At 70.9% G+C, this 21,864-nt stretch carries 23 protein-coding genes; 17 read left to right on the top strand and 6 right to left on the bottom strand.

Features of this window, described 5'->3' with window-relative positions; genetic code table 11:
• Position 1: 1 nt before the first annotated feature.
• From GT045_RS29040 to GT045_RS28990, 11 genes are all read left to right on the top strand, one after another.
• Positions 2 to 337, top strand: coding sequence for a hypothetical protein (locus GT045_RS29040; RefSeq protein ID WP_161335994.1), 336 nt, complete (start codon positions 2 to 4; stop codon positions 335 to 337).
• Positions 338 to 757: 420 nt separating this feature from the next.
• On the top strand, positions 758 to 1,198 hold the full coding sequence (locus GT045_RS29035; RefSeq protein WP_161291538.1) for a hypothetical protein: 441 nt from the start codon (positions 758 to 760) through the stop codon (positions 1,196 to 1,198).
• Positions 1,199 to 1,408: 210 nt separating this feature from the next.
• A complete protein-coding gene (gene atpB / locus GT045_RS29030) occupies positions 1,409 to 2,254 on the top strand; it encodes a F0F1 ATP synthase subunit A (protein WP_161291536.1) in 846 nt (281 codons plus the stop codon).
• 74 nt (positions 2,255 to 2,328) lie between these two features.
• Entirely contained in the window at positions 2,329 to 2,562 is a 234-nt protein-coding gene (gene atpE / locus GT045_RS29025; protein ID WP_030857147.1) for an ATP synthase F0 subunit C, read from the top strand.
• 42 nt (positions 2,563 to 2,604) lie between these two features.
• Positions 2,605 to 3,150 (top strand): F0F1 ATP synthase subunit B, encoded by a 546-nt coding sequence (locus GT045_RS29020; RefSeq protein WP_161291534.1) that lies wholly within the window; start codon positions 2,605 to 2,607, stop codon positions 3,148 to 3,150.
• The gene (locus GT045_RS29015) at positions 3,147 to 3,962 is read left to right on the top strand and encodes a F0F1 ATP synthase subunit delta (RefSeq protein WP_161291532.1); all 816 of its coding nucleotides are present in this window, start codon (positions 3,147 to 3,149) and stop codon (positions 3,960 to 3,962) included. The genes GT045_RS29020 and GT045_RS29015 overlap by 4 nt, the downstream gene beginning before the upstream one ends.
• Before the next feature lie 142 nt (positions 3,963 to 4,104).
• Positions 4,105 to 5,697, top strand: coding sequence for a F0F1 ATP synthase subunit alpha (atpA, locus tag GT045_RS29010; protein WP_161291530.1), 1,593 nt, complete (start codon positions 4,105 to 4,107; stop codon positions 5,695 to 5,697).
• A 20-nt stretch (positions 5,698 to 5,717) separates the two neighbouring features.
• Positions 5,718 to 6,635, top strand: a complete 918-nt coding sequence (locus tag GT045_RS29005) for a F0F1 ATP synthase subunit gamma (protein ID WP_161291528.1) — start codon at positions 5,718 to 5,720, stop codon at positions 6,633 to 6,635.
• A complete protein-coding gene (gene atpD / locus GT045_RS29000) occupies positions 6,635 to 8,071 on the top strand; it encodes a F0F1 ATP synthase subunit beta (protein ID WP_161291526.1) in 1,437 nt (478 codons plus the stop codon). Before GT045_RS29005 ends, atpD begins: the two co-directional genes overlap by 1 nt.
• Before the next feature lie 110 nt (positions 8,072 to 8,181).
• On the top strand, positions 8,182 to 8,556 hold the full coding sequence (locus tag GT045_RS28995) for a F0F1 ATP synthase subunit epsilon (RefSeq protein WP_161291524.1): 375 nt from the start codon (positions 8,182 to 8,184) through the stop codon (positions 8,554 to 8,556).
• Positions 8,557 to 8,710: 154 nt separating this feature from the next.
• Positions 8,711 to 9,157 carry a DUF2550 domain-containing protein gene (locus tag GT045_RS28990; protein WP_161291522.1) on the top strand — a complete coding sequence of 149 codons (447 nt, stop codon included), beginning with the start codon at positions 8,711 to 8,713 and terminating at the stop codon, positions 9,155 to 9,157.
• A 65-nt stretch (positions 9,158 to 9,222) separates the two neighbouring features.
• On the opposite strand, the gene GT045_RS28985 is transcribed toward GT045_RS28990, so the two are convergent.
• The 3 genes from GT045_RS28985 to GT045_RS28975 all read right to left on the bottom strand — a co-directional run bounded on the left by GT045_RS28985 (position 9,223) and on the right by GT045_RS28975 (position 13,013).
• Positions 9,223 to 11,076 carry a glycoside hydrolase family 18 chitinase gene (locus GT045_RS28985; protein ID WP_161335993.1) on the bottom strand — a complete coding sequence of 618 codons (1,854 nt, stop codon included), beginning with the start codon at positions 11,074 to 11,076 and terminating at the stop codon, positions 9,223 to 9,225.
• A 126-nt stretch (positions 11,077 to 11,202) separates the two neighbouring features.
• Positions 11,203 to 11,844, bottom strand: coding sequence for a response regulator transcription factor (locus tag GT045_RS28980; RefSeq protein WP_161296190.1), 642 nt, complete (start codon positions 11,842 to 11,844; stop codon positions 11,203 to 11,205).
• Positions 11,841 to 13,013: a histidine kinase gene (locus tag GT045_RS28975; RefSeq protein WP_161296188.1), complete on the bottom strand. Its 1,173-nt coding sequence runs from the start codon at positions 13,011 to 13,013 to the stop codon at positions 11,841 to 11,843. The genes GT045_RS28980 and GT045_RS28975 overlap by 4 nt, the downstream gene beginning before the upstream one ends.
• 151 nt (positions 13,014 to 13,164) lie before the next feature.
• Here GT045_RS28975 and GT045_RS28970 point away from each other — a divergent pair, with 151 nt between their 5' ends.
• Together GT045_RS28970 and GT045_RS28965 are read left to right on the top strand one after the other, a co-directional pair.
• Complete coding sequence (locus tag GT045_RS28970; protein WP_161296186.1) at positions 13,165 to 13,761, top strand: hypothetical protein; 597 nt, start codon at positions 13,165 to 13,167, stop codon at positions 13,759 to 13,761.
• Positions 13,758 to 14,261 carry a DinB family protein gene (locus GT045_RS28965; RefSeq protein ID WP_161296184.1) on the top strand — a complete coding sequence of 168 codons (504 nt, stop codon included), beginning with the start codon at positions 13,758 to 13,760 and terminating at the stop codon, positions 14,259 to 14,261. The genes GT045_RS28970 and GT045_RS28965 overlap by 4 nt, the downstream gene beginning before the upstream one ends.
• 60 nt (positions 14,262 to 14,321) lie before the next feature.
• On the opposite strand, the gene GT045_RS28960 is transcribed toward GT045_RS28965, so the two are convergent.
• From GT045_RS28960 to GT045_RS28950, 3 genes are read right to left on the bottom strand one after another with little or no spacing between them, the layout of a single operon-like run.
• A complete protein-coding gene (locus GT045_RS28960; RefSeq protein WP_161296182.1) occupies positions 14,322 to 14,894 on the bottom strand; it encodes a cob(I)yrinic acid a,c-diamide adenosyltransferase in 573 nt (190 codons plus the stop codon).
• A gap of 13 nt (positions 14,895 to 14,907) precedes the next feature.
• On the bottom strand, positions 14,908 to 15,657 hold the full coding sequence (locus tag GT045_RS28955) for an ABC transporter permease (protein ID WP_161296180.1): 750 nt from the start codon (positions 15,655 to 15,657) through the stop codon (positions 14,908 to 14,910).
• Between the two features lie 10 nt (positions 15,658 to 15,667).
• Complete coding sequence (locus GT045_RS28950) at positions 15,668 to 16,453, bottom strand: ATP-binding cassette domain-containing protein (protein WP_161335992.1); 786 nt, start codon at positions 16,451 to 16,453, stop codon at positions 15,668 to 15,670.
• Between the two features lie 79 nt (positions 16,454 to 16,532).
• Here GT045_RS28950 and GT045_RS28945 point away from each other — a divergent pair, with 79 nt between their 5' ends.
• The 4 genes from GT045_RS28945 (at position 16,533) to GT045_RS28930 (ending at position 21,710) form a co-directional block, all read left to right on the top strand.
• A complete protein-coding gene (locus GT045_RS28945) occupies positions 16,533 to 17,174 on the top strand; it encodes a TetR/AcrR family transcriptional regulator (RefSeq protein WP_161296176.1) in 642 nt (213 codons plus the stop codon).
• 254 nt (positions 17,175 to 17,428) lie between these two features.
• A complete protein-coding gene (locus tag GT045_RS28940; RefSeq protein WP_161296174.1) occupies positions 17,429 to 18,277 on the top strand; it encodes a 3-hydroxyacyl-CoA dehydrogenase family protein in 849 nt (282 codons plus the stop codon).
• 158 nt (positions 18,278 to 18,435) lie between these two features.
• Positions 18,436 to 18,759 (top strand): STAS domain-containing protein, encoded by a 324-nt coding sequence (locus GT045_RS28935; RefSeq protein ID WP_161296192.1) that lies wholly within the window; start codon positions 18,436 to 18,438, stop codon positions 18,757 to 18,759.
• A gap of 323 nt (positions 18,760 to 19,082) precedes the next feature.
• Complete coding sequence (locus GT045_RS28930) at positions 19,083 to 21,710, top strand: ATP-binding protein (RefSeq protein WP_161335991.1); 2,628 nt, start codon at positions 19,083 to 19,085, stop codon at positions 21,708 to 21,710.
• Positions 21,711 to 21,864 lie beyond the last annotated feature (154 nt).

Raw genomic sequence — 21,864 nt, 5'->3', positions numbered from 1 at the left:
TATGCGCAAGATCGCCGCAGTGGGCGTCGCGATGGTGGCGCTGAGCGGTTCGCTGGGATTCATGGCCACGGAGGCCGTGGCCGCGCCCCAGCAGGCCTCGGTGTCCGACGCCGTCGGCTGGGGGGCCGCTCCCGGCTGTGTCGACGTCAAGAAGACCCATCAGGACGAGGGCTACAAGGCCTTCAAGGTCAAGAACAACTGTTCCAGCACGAAGCGCCTCAAGGGCGTCTTCAAGTACGGCTACGACTCGCCTTGCACGCCGGTGAAGCCGGGCAAGTCGGCGCTGCTCACTTCCATGCAGCCGTGGGTCGACTACGACAAGGTCGTGACCTGCTGACGGCGTTCCGCCCGGCGGCTCTCTGAGCCGTGCCCCTCGGCGCCCCCGCGAAGCCTGGACGAGGCTTCACGGGGGCGCCGTGCATTGCCCGGCCGGGTGGTGGGGCGCTGTCTCGCTGACGGGCAAGGTAAGAATCTGACTAGAGCATTGCCAACTCGTGGGGGAGTAAAGCGCCCTAATACCAGACAAGTGGGCGCTGTTCTTGCACAGACGGGCGCTGTCACTCTCATGTGTGACAGCGAGCACACCCAACAGGTAAAGACCTCATCAAATAGTTTGTGATACGGTTCACGAGAACCCCGGATAGAGCCGAAGGACCCCAGTGCGAGGGTCCGAAGGTGTGAGGTCTCGATCACTCAGCCCGGGACTACGCTCGTCCATGACGACACCCTGCCCCCTTGTGAAAGCGGAGTTGCCGCCATGCCGTCCAATGACGCCCGGATCCTGGCCCAGGCCGCCGTACCCACGGCTGTCGCCGGCGCGATTGCCGCCGTCGTCAGCGGTGTGGTCGCGGGCGGCAAGGGGGCGGTCGGCGCCGTCGTCGGAACGCTGGTCGTGATCCTGTTCATGGGGCTCGGGCTCTACGTGCTCCAGCGCACCGCCAAGTCGTTTCCGCAGCTGTTCCAGATGATGGGCCTGATGCTCTACGCCGCTCAGCTGCTGCTGATGGTCGTCTTCGTCGCCCTGTTCAAGAACACCACGCTGTTCAACCCCCGGGCCTTCGCCATCACGCTCGTCGCCGCCACCCTGGTGTGGATCGCCGCACAGGCGCGTGCGCACATGAAGGCGAAGATCCTCTACGTCGATCCCGACGCCTCGTCGAAGGGCGACAAGCCCGAGAAGACAGGCCACTCGTCGTGAGGGGTAGGGCCGGGATAAAGGCGCACGAGAGATGCTGCTATCGTCCGGTGCCAACTGCGGCATCGCGGGCGCGGGCATCTGAGCTGACGCCTGCTCGATCGCGAGGCTCGATGCCTCCCGGCCGCCCTTACACCCGTAACACCAGTCCCGTGCCGACCCGCGGCCGAGCGCCGCGCCGACACAACGAGGTTGCCGTACCTATGCGCCACGATGAAGGAGCCCTCGGTGAGTGCTGACCCGACGCAGACGCTCGCTTTCGACTCAAGCTGCCACCTGTTCGACGGGTGTGGCTTTGACAACGTCGCTCCGGGCCTGCACTCGTTCCTCTTCGAGCCGCTCTGGGGCAACGCAGACGGCAACGGCTTCTACTTCAACAAGCCGATGCTGCTGGCGCTGCTGGGCTCCATCGTCGTGGTGGTCTTCTTCTGGGCCGCGTTCGCCAAGCCCAAGGTCGTCCCGGGCAAGCTCCAGCTGATCGCCGAGGCCGGCTACGACTTCGTGCGCCGCGGCGTCGTCTACGAGACGATCGGCAAGAAGGAAGGCGAGAAGTACGTCCCGCTCGTCGTCTCGCTGTTCTTCTTCGTCTGGATGATGAACCTCTGGTCGATCATCCCGGTCGCCCAGTTCCCGGTGACGGCGATCATCGCCTACCCGATCGTCCTCGCCGCGATCGTCTACCTCGTCTGGGTGCCGCTGACCTTCAAGCGGCACGGGTTCGTCGGGGCCTTCAAGAACTTCACCGGTTACGACAAGACGCTCGGCCCGGTGCTCCCGCTGGCCATGACCATCGAGCTGTTCTCGAACCTGCTCGTCCGTCCGTTCACGCACGCCGTCCGACTGTTCGCGAACATGTTCGCCGGTCACACGCTGCTGGTGCTGTTCACGGTCGCCAGCTGGTACATGCTGAACGGCATCGGCATCGCCTACTCCGGTGTCTCGTTCCTGATGACGATCGTCATGACCGCCTTCGAGCTGTTCATCCAGGCCGTCCAGGCGTATGTCTTCGTCCTGCTGACCTGCTCCTACATTCAGGGCGCGCTCGCCGAGCACCACTGAGCACCCCTGCTTTCGCTCCCACACTCGTCCGGTGGCCAACCCCCACCGGTCCGTACAGAAAAGGAAGAACTGGCATGTCCCAGATCCTCGCTGCTGCCGAAGGCGTCACTGGCTCCCTCAGCTCCGTCGGTTACGGTCTCGCCGCGATCGGCCCCGGCGTCGGCGTCGGCATCATCTTCGGCAACGGCACCCAGGCCCTGGCCCGTCAGCCCGAGGCGGCCGGTCTGATCCGCGCCAACCAGATCCTCGGCTTCGCGTTCTGTGAGGCGCTGGCCCTGATCGGCCTCGTCATGCCGTTCGTCTACTAAGACGAACGTCAGCGACAGCCCTATTCGACGAAAGGCACTGAGATGACCCACTCATGGGTTCAGTTTGCGGCGGAGAAGGAGAACCCTCTCATCCCGCCGTGGCCGGAGCTCGTCATCGGCCTGATCGCCTTCGTCATCGTCTTCGGCTTCCTCGCCAAGAAGCTCCTCCCGAACATCAACAAGGTTCTGGAAGAGCGCCGCGAGGCCATCGAGGGCGGTATCGAAAAGGCCGAGGCCGCGCAGACCGAGGCCCAGAGCGTCCTTGAGCAGTACAAGGCTCAGCTCGCCGAGGCCCGGCACGAGGCCGCGCGTCTGCGCCAGGAGGCGCAGGAGCAGGGTGCCACGCTCATCGCCGAGATGCGGGCCGAAGGCCAGCGGCAGCGCGAGGAGATCGTCGCCGCCGGTCACTCCCAGATCGAGGCCGACCGCAAGGCCGCGGCGTCCGCGCTGCGTCAGGACGTCGGCAAGCTCGCCACCGAACTGGCCGGCAAGCTCGTCGGCGAGTCCCTCGAGGACCACGCCCGCCAGAGCCGTGTGATCGACCGCTTCCTCGACGAGCTCGAGGAGAAGGCCGAGGCCACGCGATGAACGGAGCGAGCCGCGAGGCCCTGGCAGCCGCACGTGAGCGTCTCGACGCGCTGACGGACTCCACGTCCGTGGACGCCGGGCAGCTCGCCGAGGAGCTGGCGGCCGTCACCGCGCTGCTCGACCGCGAGGCCGGCCTGCGCCGGGTCCTCACCGACCCGGCGCAGCCCGCGGAGGCCAAGGCGGAGCTGGTCCACCGTCTGATCGGTGGCCAGGTCAGCGGCGCGACCGCCGACCTGGTGGCCGGTACCGCGCGTTCCCGCTGGTCGCAGCCCCGCGACCTGGTGGACGTGCTGGAGGAGCTGGCGGACACCGCCGACCTCACGGCCGCGGAGAAGACGGGCAGCCTCGACGACGTCGAGGACGAGCTGTTCCGGTTCGGCCGGATCGTCTCCTCCAGCACCGAGCTGCGCGCCGCGCTCACCGACCGTGCCGCCGGCGCCTCGGCCAAGTCCGAGCTGCTGCACCGGCTGCTGGGCGGGCGGGCCAAGCCGGCCACCGAGCGTCTGGTGACGCGCCTCGTGACCGCGCCGCGCGGACGTAGCCTGGAAGCGGGACTGGAGTCCCTCTCCAAGCTCGCCGCCGAGCGCCGGGACCGCATGGTCGCCGTCGTCACGTCGGCGGTGCCCCTGAGCGACGGACAGCGCGACCGCCTCGGCGCCGCTCTGGCCAAGCTCTACGGTCGCCGGATGCACCTCAACCTCGACGTCGACCCCGAGGTCGTCGGCGGCATCCGGGTGCAGGTCGGTGACGAGGTCATCAACGGCTCCATCGCGGACCGGCTGGACGAGGCCGCCCGCCGCATGGCGAGCTAGCAGCAACTCGGTAACCCGAGAAAAAGCAGTACGTACTTACGACGGCCCGGTTGGGCCGTGCAGAGGATTCACCTCCTGATGGGGGGAGTCCCCATCCCCCCAAGTGAAACTTCGGGCCCAACAAGGAGAGCAGGGAACCCAGATGGCGGAGCTCACGATCCGGCCGGAGGAGATCCGGGACGCGCTGGAGAACTTCGTCCAGTCGTACAAGCCGGACGCGGCCTCGCGCGAGGAGGTCGGTACGGTCACCCTTGCCGGCGACGGCATCGCGAAGGTCGAGGGCCTGCCCTCGGCCATGGCCAACGAACTGCTGAAGTTCGAGGACGGCACCCTCGGCCTCGCGCTGAACCTGGAAGAGCGCGAGATCGGCGCCATCGTCCTCGGTGAGTTCAGTGGCATCGAGGAGGGTCAGCCGGTGCACCGCACGGGCGAGGTCCTCTCCGTCGCGGTCGGCGAGGGCTACCTCGGCCGTGTCGTCGACCCGCTCGGCCAGCCGATCGACGGCCTCGGCGAGATCGAGACGTCCGGCCGCCGCGCCCTCGAGCTGCAGGCCCCCACGGTCATGCAGCGCAAGTCGGTGCACGAGCCGATGGAGACCGGCTACAAGGCCGTCGACGCGATGACCCCGATCGGCCGTGGCCAGCGTCAGCTGATCATCGGTGACCGTCAGACCGGCAAGACCGCCCTGGCCGTCGACACGATCATCAACCAGCGCGACAACTGGCGCTCGGGCGACCCGAAGAAGCAGGTCCGCTGCATCTACGTCGCCATCGGCCAGAAGGGCTCCACCATCGCCGGCGTGCGCCGCGCGCTGGAGGAGAACGGCGCCCTGGAGTACACGACCATCGTCGCCGCCCCGGCGTCCGACCCGGCCGGCTTCAAGTACCTGGCGCCGTACACCGGTTCGGCCATCGGCCAGCAGTGGATGTACGAGGGCAAGCACGTCCTCATCATCTTCGACGACCTCTCGAAGCAGGCCGACGCCTACCGCGCCGTGTCCCTGCTGCTGCGCCGCCCGCCGGGCCGTGAGGCCTACCCGGGTGACGTCTTCTACCTGCACTCCCGCCTGCTGGAGCGCTGCGCCAAGCTCTCCGACGACATGGGTGCCGGTTCGATGACCGGTCTGCCGATCGTCGAGACCAAGGCCAACGACGTCTCGGCGTTCATCCCGACCAACGTCATCTCCATCACCGACGGCCAGTGCTTCCTGGAGTCGGACCTGTTCAACGCCGGTCAGCGCCCCGCGCTGAACGTCGGTATCTCCGTCTCCCGAGTCGGTGGTTCCGCGCAGCACAAGGCGATGAAGCAGGTCTCCGGCCGGCTCCGCGTGGACCTCGCGCAGTTCCGTGAGCTGGAGGCGTTCGCCGCCTTCGGTTCCGACCTGGACGCCGCCTCGAAGTCCCAGCTGGAGCGCGGTCAGCGCATGGTCGAGCTGCTGAAGCAGGACCAGTACCAGCCGATGTCCACCGAGGACCAGGTCGTCTCCGTCTGGGCCGGCACCACCGGCAAGATGGACGAGGTGCCGGTCGCCGACATCCGCCGCTTCGAGAAGGAGCTGCTGGAGTACCTGCACCGCAAGGAGCAGGGCCTCATGACCTCCATCCGGGAGGGCGGCAAGATGTCCGACGACACCCTCACGGCCGTCGCGGACGCGATCGCGGAGTTCAAGAAGCAGTTCGAGACGTCGGACGGCAAGCTGCTCGGCGAGGACACCCCTGCCGCTGCCGCCAAGTGACGTAGGAAGGGACCTGACTCATGGGAGCCCAGCTCCGGGTCTACAAGCGTCGCATCCGATCCGTCACCGCGACCAAGAAGATCACCAAGGCGATGGAGATGATCGCCGCCTCGCGTGTCGTCAAGGCGCAGCGCAAGGTGGCGGCCTCCACGCCGTACGCGCAGGAACTGACCCGCGCGGTCACGGCGGTCGGTACGGGTTCGAACACCAAGCACCCGCTCACCACGGAGACGGAGAACCCGACCCGTGCCGCGGTCCTGCTCCTCACGAGCGACCGCGGCCTGGCCGGCGCCTTCAACTCGAACGCCATCAAGGCCGCGGAGCAGCTGACCGCGCGCCTGGAGGGCGAGGGCAAGCAGGTCGAGACGTACATCGTCGGCCGGCGCGGTGTCGCCCACTACAACTTCCGTGAGCGCAAGATCGCGGAGTCGTGGACGGGCTTCACCGACGAGCCGACGTACGCGGACGCCAAGAAGGTGGCGGCGCCGCTGATCGAGGCGATCGAGACGGAGACGGCCGAGGGTGGTGTGGACGAACTCCACATCGTCTTCACCGAGTTCGTCTCGATGATGACGCAGACGGCGCTGGACTCGCGCCTGCTGCCGCTGCGCCTCGAAGAGGTCGCGGAGGAGACCGCCCCCAAGGGCGAGATCCTCCCGCTGTACGACTTCGAGCCCTCGGCGGAGGACGTCCTCGACGCCCTCCTGCCGCGCTACGTGGAGAGCCGCATCTACAACGCGCTGCTCCAGTCGGCCGCTTCGAAGCACGCCGCCACGCGGCGCGCGATGAAGTCGGCCACCGACAACGCGGGCGAGCTGATCAACACGCTCTCCCGTCTTGCCAACGCGGCCCGCCAGGCCGAAATCACCCAGGAAATCAGCGAGATCGTCGGTGGCGCGAGCGCCCTCGCCGACGCGACCGCGGGGAGTGACCGATAATGACCACCACTGTTGAGACCGCGACGGCTACGGGCCGCGTCGCCCGGGTCATCGGCCCGGTCGTCGACGTGGAGTTCCCCGTCGACGCGATGCCGGACATCTACAACGCCCTGCACGTCGAGGTCGCCGACCCGGCGAACGAGGGCGAGAGGAAGACGCTGACCCTGGAGGTCGCCCAGCACCTGGGTGACGGCCTGGTCCGCACCATCTCCATGCAGCCCACCGACGGCCTGGTCCGCCAGGCCGCCGTGACGGACACCGGCTCCGCCATCTCCGTCCCGGTCGGCGACTTCACCAAGGGCAAGGTGTTCAACACCCTCGGTGAGGTGCTGAACGTCGACGAGCAGTACACCGGTGAGCGCTGGCCGATCCACCGCAAGGCGCCGAACTTCGACGAGCTCGAGTCGAAGACCGAGATGTTCGAGACCGGCGTCAAGGTCATCGACCTGCTCACGCCGTACGTCAAGGGCGGCAAGATCGGTCTGTTCGGTGGTGCCGGCGTCGGCAAGACGGTGCTCATCCAGGAGATGATCTACCGCGTCGCCAACAACCACGACGGTGTCTCCGTGTTCGCCGGTGTCGGTGAGCGCACCCGTGAGGGCAACGACCTCATCGAGGAGATGTCGGACTCGGGCGTCATCGACAAGACCGCTCTGGTCTTCGGCCAGATGGACGAGCCCCCGGGCACCCGTCTGCGCGTCGCGCTGGCCGGCCTCACCATGGCCGAGTACTTCCGTGACGTCCAGAAGCAGGACGTGCTGTTCTTCATCGACAACATCTTCCGCTTCACGCAGGCCGGTTCCGAGGTCTCCACGCTGCTCGGCCGCATGCCGTCCGCCGTGGGCTACCAGCCGAACCTGGCCGACGAGATGGGCCTCCTGCAGGAGCGCATCACCTCGACCCGTGGTCACTCGATCACCTCGATGCAGGCGATCTACGTCCCCGCGGACGACCTGACCGACCCGGCCCCGGCCACCACCTTCGCCCACCTCGACGCGACGACGGTTCTGTCCCGTCCGATCTCCGAGAAGGGCATCTACCCGGCCGTGGACCCGCTGGACTCCACGTCCCGGATCCTGGACCCGCGCTACATCACGGCGGATCACTACAACGCGGCCATGCGCGTGAAGACGATCCTGCAGAAGTACAAGGACCTCCAGGACATCATCGCGATCCTCGGTATCGACGAGCTGGGCGAGGAGGACAAGCTCGTCGTCCACCGTGCCCGTCGTGTGGAGCGCTTCCTGTCCCAGAACACCCACGTCGCCAAGCAGTTCACCGGCGTGGACGGCTCGGACGTGCCGCTCGACGAGTCGATCGCCGCGTTCAACGCGATCTGCGACGGTGAGTACGACCACTTCCCCGAGCAGGCGTTCTTCATGTGCGGTGGCCTGGAGGACCTCAAGGCCAACGCCAAGGAGCTGGGCGTCTCCTGAGCCTCGTGCTCGTGTGAGGGGGCGGGCGCGTCCCGCCCCCTCTCCCACGCCTACTAGAATTGACCCCAACACCCGGCACTACCGCCGGGTGGTGACCCGAGGAGCCACTCTTGGCTGCTGAGCTGCACGTCGAGCTGGTCGCCGCCGACCGCCAGGTCTGGTCCGGCGAGGCCACCCTGGTCGTCGCGCGCACCACGTCCGGCGACATCGGCGTCATGCCCGGTCACCAGCCGCTGCTGGGTGTGCTGGAGTCGGGCCCGGTGACCATCCGTACGAGTGAAGGTGGAACGGTCGTCGCCGCGGTGCACGGCGGTTTCGTCTCCTTCGCGGACAACAAGCTGTCCCTGCTGGCCGAGATCGCCGAGCTTTCGGACGAGATCGATGTCCAGCGCACGGAACGGGAGCTGGAGCGCGCGAAGGCGGAGGGCGACGCCGCCGCCGAACGCCGCGCGGACGTCCGACTGCGCGCTGCGACGGCGCGCTGAACCAGACGCGCTGTACGTTGACGTCACTCAGCCGCGGCCGGCCCGGAGCAATCCGGTGCCGGTCGCGGCTGAGGCAGATGTGGGTGTTTTTTAGGTTTCATTACTCAGTGACAACAGCAGCGCAGCTGCCCGGGAGACGAGGAGGTCGGTGTCGATGGTCCTCGCTCTGACTGTGTGCGGAATCGTGGTCGCGCTCGTGCTGGTGGGGCTCTTCCTGTTCGGGCTGCGCCGCCGGCTGATCCAGCGCTCCGGTGGCACCTTCGACTGTTCGCTGCGCTGGGACCTGCCCGAGAAGGCGGACGGCGGCGGCAAGGGCTGGAGCTACGGTGTCGCCCGCTACAACGGCGACCGCATCGAGTGGTACCGGGTCTTCTCCTACGCCTTCCGCCCCCGCCGTGTCCTGGAGCGCGCGCAGATCGAGGTGAACGGGCGCCGGCTGCCCGAGGGCGAGGAGGAGCTGGCGCTGCTCTCCGACGCGGTGGTGCTGGCCTGCACCCACCGGGGCACCCGCCTGGAGCTCGCGATGAGCGAGGACGCGCTGACCGGCTTTCTCGCGTGGCTGGAGGCAGCCCCGCCCGGACAGCGGGTGAATGTGGCGTGACGGCGTCCGCCCTCCTCCGGACGGGGTCCGGAGGAGGGCGGAGGTGTGTGCGGTGCCGTTCGTGCCTACAGGTTGCTGCTGATGGCGTTCACCAGTTCACCGTTGCTGGTGTCGCCGCTGAACTCCCAGAAGAACGCGCCGCCGAGGCCCTGGTTCTTGGCCCAGGCCATCTTGCCGGCGATGGTGGCGGGGGTGTCGTACGACCACCAGTTGCTGCCGCAGTGGGCGTACGCGGTGCCGGCGACGGTGCCGGTGGCCGGGCAGGACGTCTTCAGGACCTTGTAGTCCTCGATGCCCTGCTCGTAGGTGCCGGCCGCCGGGCCCGTGGCCGTGCCGCCCGGGGCGTCCTGGGTGACGCCGGTCCAGCCGCGGCCGTAGAAGCCGATGCCGATGAGCAGCTTCTTCGCGGGGACGCCGATGGCCTTGAACTTGCCGAGGGCGTCGGCGGTGGTGAAGCCCTCCTTCGGGATGCCGCTGTACGAGGTGAGCGGGGAGTGCGGGGCGGTGGGGCCCTTGGCGTCCCAGGCGCCGAAGAAGTCGTACGTCATCACGTTGTACCAGTCGACGTACTGTGCGGCGCCCGCGTAGTCGGCGGCCTCGATCTTGCCGCCGGCGGAGCCGTCCGCGGTGACGGCGGAGGTGACCAGGTTGCTGGAGCCGAACTTGGCCCGCAGCGCGGCCATCAGGTTCTTGTAGGCCGCCGCGCCGCTGGTGTCACAGGTCAGGCCGCAGGCGTTCGGGTACTCCCAGTCGATGTCGATGCCGTCGAAGACGTCGGCCCAGCGCGGGTCCTCGACCAGGTTGTAGCAGGACTGGGCGAAGGCGGTCGGGTTGGCCGCCGCCTGTGCGAAGCCGCCGGACCAGGTCCAGCCGCCGAAGGACCACAGCACCTTGATGTTGGGGTACTTCGCCTTCAGCTGGCGCAGCTGGTTGAAGTTGCCGCGCAGCGGCTGGTCCCAGGTGTCGGCGACGCCGCTGACCGACTGGTCGGCGGTGAACGCCTTGTCGTAGTCGGCGTAGGAGTCACCGATGGCGCACTGGCCGTTGGTGACGTTGCCGAACGCGTAGTTGATGTGGGTGATCTTGGCGGCCGAGCCGGACGTCACCAGGTTCTTGACGTTGTAGTTCCGGCCGTAGATGCCCCACTCGGTGAAGTAGCCGAGCTTGACCTTGTCGCCGGTGGGCGGGGGAGTGGTGCCGCCGCCGGTGGTGTGCACCTTGACCGCGCCGCTGACCGGGCCGGTCTGGTCGGCGGTGTCGCGTGCCTGCACGGTGTAGGAGTAGTCGGTGCCGGCGGTCAGACCGGTGTCGGTGTACGAGGTGGTGGTGACCGTGGCGACCTTGGCACCGTCGCGCAGGACGTCGTAGTTCTTGACGCCCTTGTCGTCGGTGGCCGCGCTCCAGGCGAGCTTGACCGAGGTGTCGGTGACCGAGGAGGCGGCCGGGGTGCCGGGGGCGGAGGGGGCCGCGTCGCCGGGGACGGTGGTGCCGTCGCAGCTGTCGCCGTTCAGCTTGCAGTTGGACGGGGAGCCGGGGCCCGCGCCGTTGAAGCCGAAGGAGACCGCGGCGCCGGGGGCGATGGTGCCGTTGTAGGACTTGTTCTTGGCGGTCCAGTGGGTGCCGGAGCCGGTGACGTCCGCGTCCCACGCGGAGGTGACGGAGGTGCCGGAGGGGAAGTCCCACTCGATGGTCCACGAACTGATGCTGCTGGTGCCGGTGTTCTTGACGGTCCACTGGCCGCCGAAGCCGGTTCCCCAGTCGCTGGTCTTGGTGAAGCTCGCGGTCGCTCCCCCGCTCACGGTCGCGCTCGCCTGCGGGGACTCCCACGTCGCGGCCTGGGCGGGGCCGAGACCGGCCAGGCCGGCCAGGGGGAGCAGCAGGGTCGCGAACCCTGCCGCGGCTCTGTGTCTGAAGCGCATGCTGCGCCTCCCTCGTCTTCGGGGGTGTCAGGGGCGTGACTGAGCCTTCACGTCCCACGGTGCTGCGAGGGTAGAAAGGTCTGGACCACAGGTCAATAGGTCTGGACCACTCCGGATGGTGGCCCGTCAGAGCCCCAAGTCCCGTGCCAGCACCGCCGCTTGCACCCGGCTACGGAGCTCCAGCTTGGCCAGCAACCGGCTGACGTGCGTCTTCACCGTGCCCTCCGCCATGTCCAGCCGGTCCGCGATCTCCGCGTTGGACAGCCCCTCGCCGAGCCGGCCCAGCACCTCGCGCTCCCGCCGGGTGAGGCTGTCCAGCACGGCGGGATCGACCCGCGCCCCCCGGGCGGGCACCGCGGCGAACTCGGCGAGCAGCCGCCGGGTCACGGCCGGCGCGACGATCCCCTCCCCGCGCGCCACCGTCCGCACCGCCTCCAGCAGGTCCCTCGCCTCGGTGTCCTTCAGCAGGAAGCCGGCCGCCCCCGCCCGCAGCGCCCCGAACACGTACGCGTCGAGGTCGAAGGTGGTCAGCACCAGGACGTCCGCGAGCCGCTCGGCGACGATCCGCCGGGTCGCGCTCACCCCGTCCAGACGCGGCATCTGAACGTCCATCAGCACCAGGTCGGGGCGCAGGTCCCGGGCCAGCTCGACCGCCTGCTCGCCGTCCTCCGCCTCGCCGGCCACCTCGATGTCCGGCGCGCTGCCGAGGATCAGCACCAGCCCGGCGCGGACGGCGGACTGGTCCTCGGCCACCAGGACGCGGATCATGCGGGGTCCCCTCCGGTGAGCGGAAGTTCGGCGCGTACGGACCACAGGCCGTCCTCGGCGCCTGCCTCGAACCGCCCGCCGAGCAGGGCGGCGCGCTCACGCATCCCGGTGAGCCCGGCGCCCGAGCCCGGGGCGCGGGGCTCGTCACCGGGCCGGTACGGGCTGGTCACCCGCACCCGCAGCGAGCCGCCCTCCTGCCGCAGGCCCACCAGCACCGGCCCCGGCGCCGCGTGTTTGAGCGCGTTGGTCAGCGACTCCTGCACGATCCGGTACGCGGCCAGCCCGACCGGCACGGGCACCTGCCCGTACCCGCTCTCCAGGCGGACGTCGAGCCCGCCCGCGCGGAACCCCTCGGCCAGGGCGCCCAGACCGTCGAGCGTGGGGGTCGCCGCGGGCTCCCGGGCGCCGGAGCCGTCCCGCAGGATGCCGATCAGCCGCCGCATCTCTCCCAGCCCCGCCACACTGTTCTCCCGGATCACGGTCAGGGCCTCGGTCGAGGTCTTCGGGTCGGCCAGGGACAGGGCGGCCGTGGAATGGATGGCGATGGCCGACAGATGGTTGGCGATCATGTCGTGCAACTCCCGGGCGACGCGGGCGCGTTCCGCGGTCACCGCCTGCGCGCGGTCCGTCTCGGCGAGCAGCGCGGTCTGTTCGGCGCGCAGCCGCGCGGCCTCCGCGGCGTCGCGGTGGCTGCGCACGAGCGCACCGGTGCCGGCGGGTGCCAGCGCGACCACACCGACGCCCACCCCGATCAGCAGCCCCTGGGGATCGCGCATCAGGGCCGCGGGGACGACGCCGCTGACGACGGTCAGCGTTCCGGTGATCCACGGGACGCGGCGCGCGGCGGACGGGGGGCCGTACAGGACGGCCGCGTACACCAGGTCGGTGAAGAGCACGACGGTGACGACGCTGCCGAGGGTCACCGTGTCCAGGGCCAGCGCGGCGGTACCGATCAGCAGGCCGGTGCGCGGCCGGACCCGGCGCAGCGGCTCACAGGCGGCGGTCAGCGCCAGCGGCACCAGCGGGGCCCAGGGTGCCTGCCACAGCACCAGGCTGTCGGAGGACAGCCGCGGGTGGATGCCGAGCGCCCACAGCAGCGCGCCGCCGAGGAATCCACCCACGGCGATCCGCAGGTCGTCACGGTGCGGGCGGGGGAGCGGGCGGGCCATGCCCCTATCCAACACGCCCGCGCGGCGGTCCGCCTGCTCCCCGGGAAGGGTGCCCGACTGCGACTTTCGCTTACGGCGGGTTCGTCTGCGCCGACGACGAAAGCGGGCGCGCCCGACGGGAGTCTGGAGGGGTGGACGAGGGGAGCGAATCGTGATCGTCGGACTGATCATCGCCTGCGAGGTGGCGTTCTGGGTGCTGCTGGCAGCCGGACTGGCCTTCCGGTACGGGCTGCGGATGCCGCGCACCGGCCTGGCGCTGCTGCTGTGCGAGCCCCTGCTGGAGATCGTGCTGTTCGCGGTCACGGCGATCGACCTGAAGAACGGCGCCCGGCCCGACTGGCGGCACGGTCTGGCCGCCGTCTACATCGGCTTCACGGTCGGACTCGGCCACTCCACCGTCAAGTGGGCGGACGCCCGGGTGGCCCACCGCTTCGCCGGCGGCCCGCCCCCGGTGAAGCCCCCGGAGTACGGGACGGCCCGCACCGTCCACGAGTGGAAGGTGGCGGGCCGCTGGATCCTGGCCTCGGCCGTCGCCCTCGCCCTGCTCCAGGGCGCCGTCTGGTACGTGGGCGACGACGGGGCCACCGGCTCGCTGCGGGCCTGGCAGACGCGCATGCTGTGGGTGATCGGCGTCAACCTGGTCATCGCCGCGAGCTACACCCTCTTCCCCAAGCGGCGGCCCGGTGGCGGGGACGGCGGAAAACCGGTCGACACCGGGGCGGACGCCGGGACACCATCACGGCGATGACACGCACCGATACGCCTCCCGCTTGGGACGAGCGCACCCAGCTGACCACCTTCCTCGACTACGTCCGCGCCACCGCACGCGTCAAGTGCGAGGAACTCTCCGAGGAGGACGCCCGCTCGGCGCCTCTTCCCGGCTCGCCTCTCATGACCCTGAGCGGGCTGATCAGCCATCTGCGCTGGGTCGAGTACTACTGGTTCCGGGTCGTCTTCCTCGGGGAGGAGGACGAGGGCCCCTGGACCGACGAGGACCCCGACCGGGAGATGCGCATAGCCGTCGACATCCCGCTGTCCCGGCTGCTCGACGAGTACGCCGAGGACAGCGCCCGGCACAACGAACTGATCGCCGCGCACGCCCTGGACACCAAGGCGCGCCGCCGGCGGGACGGCGCCGATCCGGTCGACCTCCGCTGGATCGTGCTGCACCTCATCGAGGAGACGGCCCGGCACAACGGCCACCTCGACATCCTGCGCGAGCTGGCCGACGGCCGCACCGGCGACTGACCGGGCGGTCCGCGGCCGGTGCCGGGCGGCGTGGGCGGGCGGCCTTCTTCGGTCGCGGTGCTAGCGCTCCCCGCCCGGCACCCACAGGACGTCGCCGCGCTCCCCGTTCGCCCCGCGGGCCAGGATGAACAGCAGGTCCGAGAGGCGGTTGAGGTAGGTGGCGGTGAGCGGGTTCATCGTCTCGCCGTGCACCTCCAGGGCCGCCCAGGTGGAGCGCTCGGCCCGGCGGACGACCGTGCACGCCTGGTGGAGGAGGGCCGCTCCCGGGGTGCCGCCCGGAAGGATGAAGGAGCGCAGCTTCTCCAGCCGTTCGTTGAAGCGGTCGCAGTCCGCCTCCAGCCGGTCGATGTAGAACTGCTCCACCCGCAGCGGCGGGAACTGCGGGTCCTCCACCACGGGTGTCGACAGGTCCGCGCCCACGTCGAACAGGTCGTTCTGGACCCGGGTGAGGACCGTGACGATCTCCGCCTCCAGGCCGCCGAGCGCGAGCGCGGTGCCGATCACCGCGTTGGCCTCGTTGGCGTCCGCGTAGGCGGAGATCCGCAGATCGGTCTTGGGGACCCGGCTCATGTCCCCGAGGCTGGTGGTGCCCTGGTCGCCGGTCCTGGTGTAGATGCGCGTCAGATTGACCATACGGCCAGCGTAGTTACGCCCCGGCCGTCCGGAACACCCGAGTGCCCACCGTCACGGACAGCACCGTGAGGCCGGTGGCGACCAGGACGCCGTGGACCATGTGCGCGCTCGTGTACCGGCCGACGTAGGCGTCTCGGACGGCGTCCACCAGATAGCGGAACGGGACGAGGTGCGAGAGCACGTCCAGCCAGGCGGGCGCGAGGGTCATCGGCAGCATCAGGCCGGACAGCAGCATCGACGGCATCGACACCGCGTTGATCAGCGGGCCGAACTCCTGCGGGGAGCGGACCTTCATGCCCAGCGCGTACGACACCGAGGCCAGCGACAGCGTGAGCAGCGCGACGAAGGCGAAGCCGATCAGGACGCCGGCCAGTGGCGCGCGCAGACCCGTCACCAGTGCGGCCAGCACCAGCAGCACCGCCTGGAAGACGAACACCGTGGCGTCCCGCAGGACCCGGCCGAGTAGCAGGGCGAGCCGGCTGACCGGGGTCACCCGCATCCGCTCCACCACCCCCTGCCCCTTCTCGATGATGATCGCGAACCCGGCGAACAGGGCTCCGAACAGGCCGAGTTGCAACAGCAGCCCGGGGACCAGGACCTGCCAGGAACTGCCCTGGCCGCCCAACGGCAGACCGGTGAGCAGCGGACCGAAGAAGAGCAGGTGGAGCAGGGGCGTCAGCACCCCGAAGAGCAGGGCGAAGCGGGAGCGCAGGGACTGGCGCAGATAGCGGCCGTAGACGAGGGCCGTGTCGTGGAGCAGCATGTTCGCGGTCCTATACGGCGACGGGGGCGGGGCCGGCCGGGGCGGGGCTGCGACCGGTGACGGCGAGGAAGGTGTCCTGGAGGGTGGCGTCGAGCGAGCCGCCGTGGCGCAGCCGGAGCGCGCTCGGGGTGCCCTCCGCCGCGACCGTGCCCCGGTCGACGATCACCAGGCGGTCGGCGAGGGCGTCGGCCTCGTCCAGGTAGTGGGTGGTCAGGAAGACGGTCGTCCCGTGGTCGTCGCGCAGCCTGCGGACCAGGTCCCACAGGTCGGCGCGGCTGCCGGGGTCCAGGCCGGTCGTCGGTTCGTCCAGGAACAGCACCCGGGGGCGGTGGGTGAGGGCCATCGCGATGTCGAGACGGCGGCGCTGGCCGCCCGAGAGCGTGCCGGTCCTGCGGTCCAGGAGACCGGTGAGGTCCAGCTCCCGGGCGAGTTCCGCGGCCCGCGCGACCGCCTCGGCCCTGGGCAGGCGGTACATCCGGCCCTGGGTGACCAGTTCCTCCCGGACCGTGATCTGCGGGTCGACCCCGCCGGACTGGGCGACGTAGCCGCTGGCCCTGCGGACGCCGACCGGATCGGTCGCCAGGTCGCGGCCGGCCACGGTGGCCGTGCCGCCGGTCGGCCTCAGCAGGGTGGTGAGCATCCGCAGGGTGGTGGTCTTGCCCGCGCCGTTGGGGCCGAGGAATCCGAGGATCTCTCCCGCGCGGACGGTGAGGTCGATGCCGCGGACGGCGTGGACGGGGCCGCCCTTGGTCCGGAAGGTGCGGGAAAGGCCCGCCGTACTGATGACTGCTGTCATGCCCCACAGAAAAACAGAGTCCCTGAAATTTTGCAATGCCACCAAGTTTTCATCAGGACCAGGAAGTTAGGATGCGGGCATGGCAGAGGGGCTCAGGGAGCGGAAGAAGCGGCAGACCCGGCAGTACATCTCGGACGTCGCCACGGGGCTGTTCATGGAGCGCGGGTTCGACGCCGTGACGGTGGCGGAGATCGCCGGGGCCGCCGACGTCTCCGTCAACACCGTCTACAACTACTTCCCCGCCAAGGAGGACCTCTTCTTCGACCGCTCGGCCGGGATGGCCGACCGGCTGGCCCGCTGGGTCCGCGGCCGGCCGCGGGGGGAGTCCGCCGCCGCCGCGGTCCTGCGCGAACTGCGCGAGGAGGTGGAGGCCGTCTCGCCCCGGGTCGGCCTGTTCACCGGCTACGCGGCCTTCATGAAGGTCGTCGAGGAGGCGCCCGCCCTGCGCTCCCGGCTCTGGGCGGTGGCCCAGGAGGTCCAGGCCAACCTGGCGGAGGCGCTGCGCGAGGAGACCGGCGCGGCGGACGACGACGAGCTGCCGCACCTGATGGCCGGTCAGATCGGCTGGGCCCACAGCACGGTCATGGCGGTCATCGGGCGCGAGATGGTCAAGGGGCGCGAACCGGACGAAGTGTCACGAGAGGTGCTCGTACTCCTCGACGACATCGAGGACCTGCTGAGTGAACGGGTGCTGCACTACGCTGTCCGGGGGGCGTCCTGAGCGCACCGGTCCCGGCTCATGGGACGTCAACAGGGGTGCGCCCGCGCGGGGTTGCCGCCACGGACACCGTCGCCGTCGTCGCCCACGCCGCGCCGCAGCGGCAGGCGGGAGGGCTGCCGGGTCCGACGAACGGGACGTGACGGGTGTCTCACGCCCTGAGACCGTGACACGCGTTACTAACCGCTCACACAGCGCCGCCAGAGCGCTAGGGTCCGCCGGAGAAGCAGACTTGGAGCGCGTTCGAGGGAGTCGGAGTGGCACGGAAGCTCGCCGTCATCGGGGCCGGTCTCATGGGTTCCGGCATCGCCCAGGTCGCCGCGCAGGCGGGCTGGGAGGTCGTCCTGCGGGACGTCACCGACGAGGCCCTCAAGCGCGGCACCGATGGCATCAGGGCCAGTTACGACAAGTTCGTCGGCAAGGGCCGGCTGGCGGCCGGGGACGCCGAGGCCGCCCTCGCGCGCATCACCCCGACCACCGACCTGGACGCCGCCGCCGAGGCGGACGTCGTGGTGGAGGCCGTCTTCGAGAAGCTGGAGGTCAAGCACGAGATCTTCCGCGCGCTCGACAAGATCGTGCGTCCGGACGCCGTGCTCGCCTCCAACACCTCCGCGATCCCGATCACCAAGATCGCGGCGGTCACCGAGCACCCGGAGCGGGTCGTCGGCGTGCACTTCTTCTCGCCGGTGCCGATGATGCAGCTCGTCGAACTCGTGCGGGGCTACAAGACCAGCGACGAAACCCTCGCCACCGCGCGGGAGTTCGCCGAGTCCGTCGGCAAGACCTGCATCGTCGTCAACCGCGACGTGGCCGGCTTCGTCACCACCCGGCTGATCTCCGCCCTCGTCGTCGAGGCGACCAAGCTCTACGAGTCGGGCGTCGCGACCGCCGAGGACATCGACCTCGCCTGCAAACTGGGCTTCGGCCACGCCATGGGACCGCTCGCCACCGCCGACCTCACCGGCGTGGACATCCTGCTGCACGCCGCCGGCAACATCTACACCGAGACCCAGGACGAGAAGTTCGCCCCGCCGGAGCTGATGCGCCGGATGGTGGACGCCGGTGACATCGGCCGCAAGAGCGGGCAGGGCTTCTACACGTACTGAGTCAACCCGTCCACGCACCACCACCCCGGGAGGGTCACTCCCCGGGGTGAATTCGGTATCGGTTCGCTTACAAACAGCAACCGCACCGCCACCCGCACAGTCAGACGGTGCACAGCACCGTCACCGAGTACGCCAACCGCACTCAACGGGGAGCGCATATGTTCATCAGGGGCGACCACGCCGAGCTGGTCGTCGGGGGCCGCCTCGACGTCCGCAGCGCGGCGGACGCCCGTACGGCCCTGCACTCGGCCGTCGACACCGGAGTCGGCGACCTGGTGCTCGACCTGTCCGAACTGGACTCCTGGGACGCCACCGGGCTCGGGGTGATCATGGGTGCCCACCGGCGGGCCGGCCGCTGCGGGCGCCGCTTGGTGCTCCGGGGCGTGCCCCCGCAGATGCAGCGCCTGCTCGTGGCCACCCGGCTGCACCGCATCCTCGCCATCGAGGGCGGCATCGGCGTGGAGTCGCTGCCCCGCGTGTGAGGCGCACCCGCCGACGCGAGCGGCGACGGCATCGGCAGCTTCGTCGCTGCCCCGCGTGTGAGGCGCACCCGGCGCAGAGCCGGACGGCGCGAGGGCGGCGCACACCCGGGCGCACGTCGGGCGCAATCCTCCAGAGATGGTGACGTCTCGGACCCCACGGCACCCCGCCCTGTCGGAGACACCGAGCGAAGGTTTAGGGTGCGGTCGCCCGCCGCCTCGCAAACCTCGACCGAGCGGGCCCGGACCAGAAGCGACAGCGCGGTGTGCGACAAGGCCGGGAGGGCCGGAACACGGGCACACGACGCTTTTGGGGGGCTGGAACCATGGACCCGATCGACCCGATCACCCCGGGATCCGAGGAGCACGGCCAGGCGCACAGCCGCCGTCCGCCCCGGGAACCCCTCACCTCCGACTTCGCCACCGGCACGCCCGCGCCCGCCCGCATGGCGCAGCTCGTCGCCGGTGACCTCCAGGTGACCGTCAACCCGGTCGACGGCAGCGAGATAGAGCCCTGCCCGCCGGCCCTGCGCCCCGGCAGGCCCCGCAAGCGCACCCCCGACGAGCGTGCGGAGGCCGCCCGCGCCGCCCACCCGCCCGTACCGCCCGGCCCCGCGCAGCACGCGCTGCCCCTGCTGGAACGCCAGGACGAACGCGAACGCCTGACCCGCCTCCTCGCCCGCGGCCGCTCGGTCCGTCTCACCGGGCCGGCCGGCTCCGGCCGCACCGCGCTGCTCGACCTGGTCGCCGAGGACTGCCTCGACCTCGCCCCCGACGGAGTGGTCCGCCTGAGCGGTTTCCACCGCTCGCCCGGCGACCTGCTGCACGACCTGTTCCACGCCGTCCACGACGCCCCCCGGCACCGCCCGGACCGGGACGAACTGCTCGCCTGCGTCGGGGAGATCGGTGCGGTCGTCGTGCTGGACGACCTGGAGTTCGGCGGCGCCGCCCTGGACGAACTGCTCGACGCCACCCCCGAGTGCGCGTTCCTGTTCGGCGCCACCCCCGACGTCCCCGCGCCCTCCGCCGAGTCGGAGGTGGAGGAGGTCTTCCTCGCCGGCCTCGACCGCGCCGCCGGGGTGGAGATCCTGGAGCGGACCGTCGGCCGGGTGCTCACCGAGGACGAGGCCAACTGGGCCGGTGACCTGTGGTTCGAGTCCGAGGGGCTGCCCCTGCGGTTCGTCCAGGCCGGCGCCCTGCTGCGGCAGCGCGACCAGCAGCGCGCCGGCGCCGGCGCGGTGGACGAGTACGGCGTCTTCGAGGACGTACGCCGGGCCGCCGACCGGCACGCGGACCCGGACCGGCAGGCGGACCCGTACACGGATGCGGCGGCTCTGCCGGCGGACCCGGAGGACGACGTCCCGCTGCCGCCCCTCGGCGAGGCCGCGGCCCCCGCCCCGCTGCTCGCCTCCCGGCTCACCCCCTCCGCCCGCGCCACGCTCCGCTTCGCGGTCGCCCTCGGCGGTGAGATACCCCACCAGGCGCACCTGCCCGCGCTGGTCGGCGACACCCACGCCGACGCAGCCCTCGGCGAGCTGGCGAGCTGCGGCCTGGTCTCCCCGGTCGGCTCCCGCTACCGGCTCGCGGCCGGCGTACAGACCCAGCTGGAGGCCGCCGGATACGCCGCCGACACCGCCGGGCACGCCCTCACCGCCGCCCGGCACTACGCCTGGTGGGCCGCGCACCCCTCGGTCACCCCGGAGCGGGTGTGCGCCGAGGCCGACGCGGTCCTGGCCGCGCTGGCCGCCGTCGTGCCGCGCACCGGCCCGTCCGCCGAGGGCGAGGAGAGCGGCGCCGTACGACTGGCCCGCACGGCCGCACCCGCCTTCGCCGCAGGACTCCTGTGGGGTGCCTGGGAGCGGGCCCTGAGGTCCGGCGCCGAAGCCTCCCGGCTGGCCGGCGAGGTACCTGATCAAGCCTATTTCCACCACGAGTTGGGCATCCTCGCGCTCTGTGCCGGACAGCTGGACCGGGCCCGTGCCGAGCTGGAGGCGTCGGGCGCGCTGCGCGGTGCCCTGGCCGACAAGCGGGGCACGGTCGCCGGCCGCCGGGCCCTGGCCCTGCTCGCCGACCGCGCCGGTGAGACCCCCGGGCTGCCCGTGATGGTGGCGGCGGAGGTCCCGGAGGTACGGCAGGACGAGCCGGTACCCGTGCCGTACGTCCCCCTGGGCGACGCCATGCTCACCCAGCCGCTGCCCCGGGCCGGGGAGCAGGGCGGCGGCATCCGCAGCATGGTCCGGCGCAACCTGGTGGCGGTCGGCTCCGGCGCGCTGCTCGCGGCCGTGCTCGGTACGGTCATCACCCTCGGCATGGCGTCCGACCCGGACGGCGACCGGAACCCGGCGGGCAAGGTCGAGGTCGGCCCGTCGGCGAGCCAGGGCCTCGAGGACGGCGGCTTCGGCACGGACCCGGCCGGCACCGGCGGGGACGGCGGCACCGGCACCGGCACCGGGGCCGTCCGGCCGGCCCCGCCGGGGACCGGGGGCGCGGACGGTGCCACGGCCCCGCCGCCGGCCACGGCCGAGCCGTCCGAGAGCGTCGCCCCGTCCGGCTCGCCGTCCGGTCCGACGTCCGGATCATCGTCCGGTTCGACGTCCGGTTCGCCCGAGCCGTCGGGGTCGGGCGGTTCGCCGAGCGGCGGTACGACGGGGGGCTCGACCGGCGGCACCGGCACCGGGGGCACGGGCACCGGCGGACCCACGGGCGGCACGGACACCGGCGGCTCGACCGGCGGGACACCCACCGGCGGCTCGACCGGTGGCACACCCACCGGCGGGACGGACGGCGGCGCCGGCACCGGCGGCTCGACCGACCCGACGGGCGGCTCGACGGGGGGCGACCCGGCGGGCGGCACCTCCACCGGCACCACGGACGGCACCACGGGAGGTGGCACCGGCACCACGACCGGCTCCACCGATGGTACGGCGCACACGGCCTCGGCCCCGCTGAACTGACGGGATCGCCGGTGCGGGAAGGAGGCGGCGGCGCGGCGACCGGCGTCCCGGCGGCGCCGACGTCACGGCGAGGCGATCTCCGCCGCTTGAGGGGCGCCCGGCGCGGTCCGGTGCCGCGGCGCGGACCCGGGGCCGCCCAAGACCGCTGGGCCCC

The sequence above is a fragment of the Streptomyces sp. SID486 genome, from assembly GCF_009865385.1.
In the GTDB taxonomy this organism is placed as follows: Bacteria; Actinomycetota; Actinomycetes; order Streptomycetales; family Streptomycetaceae; genus Streptomyces.
The sequence above is the reverse complement of the archived record's forward strand: the minus strand, read 5'-3'. Positions and strand labels throughout refer to the sequence as shown.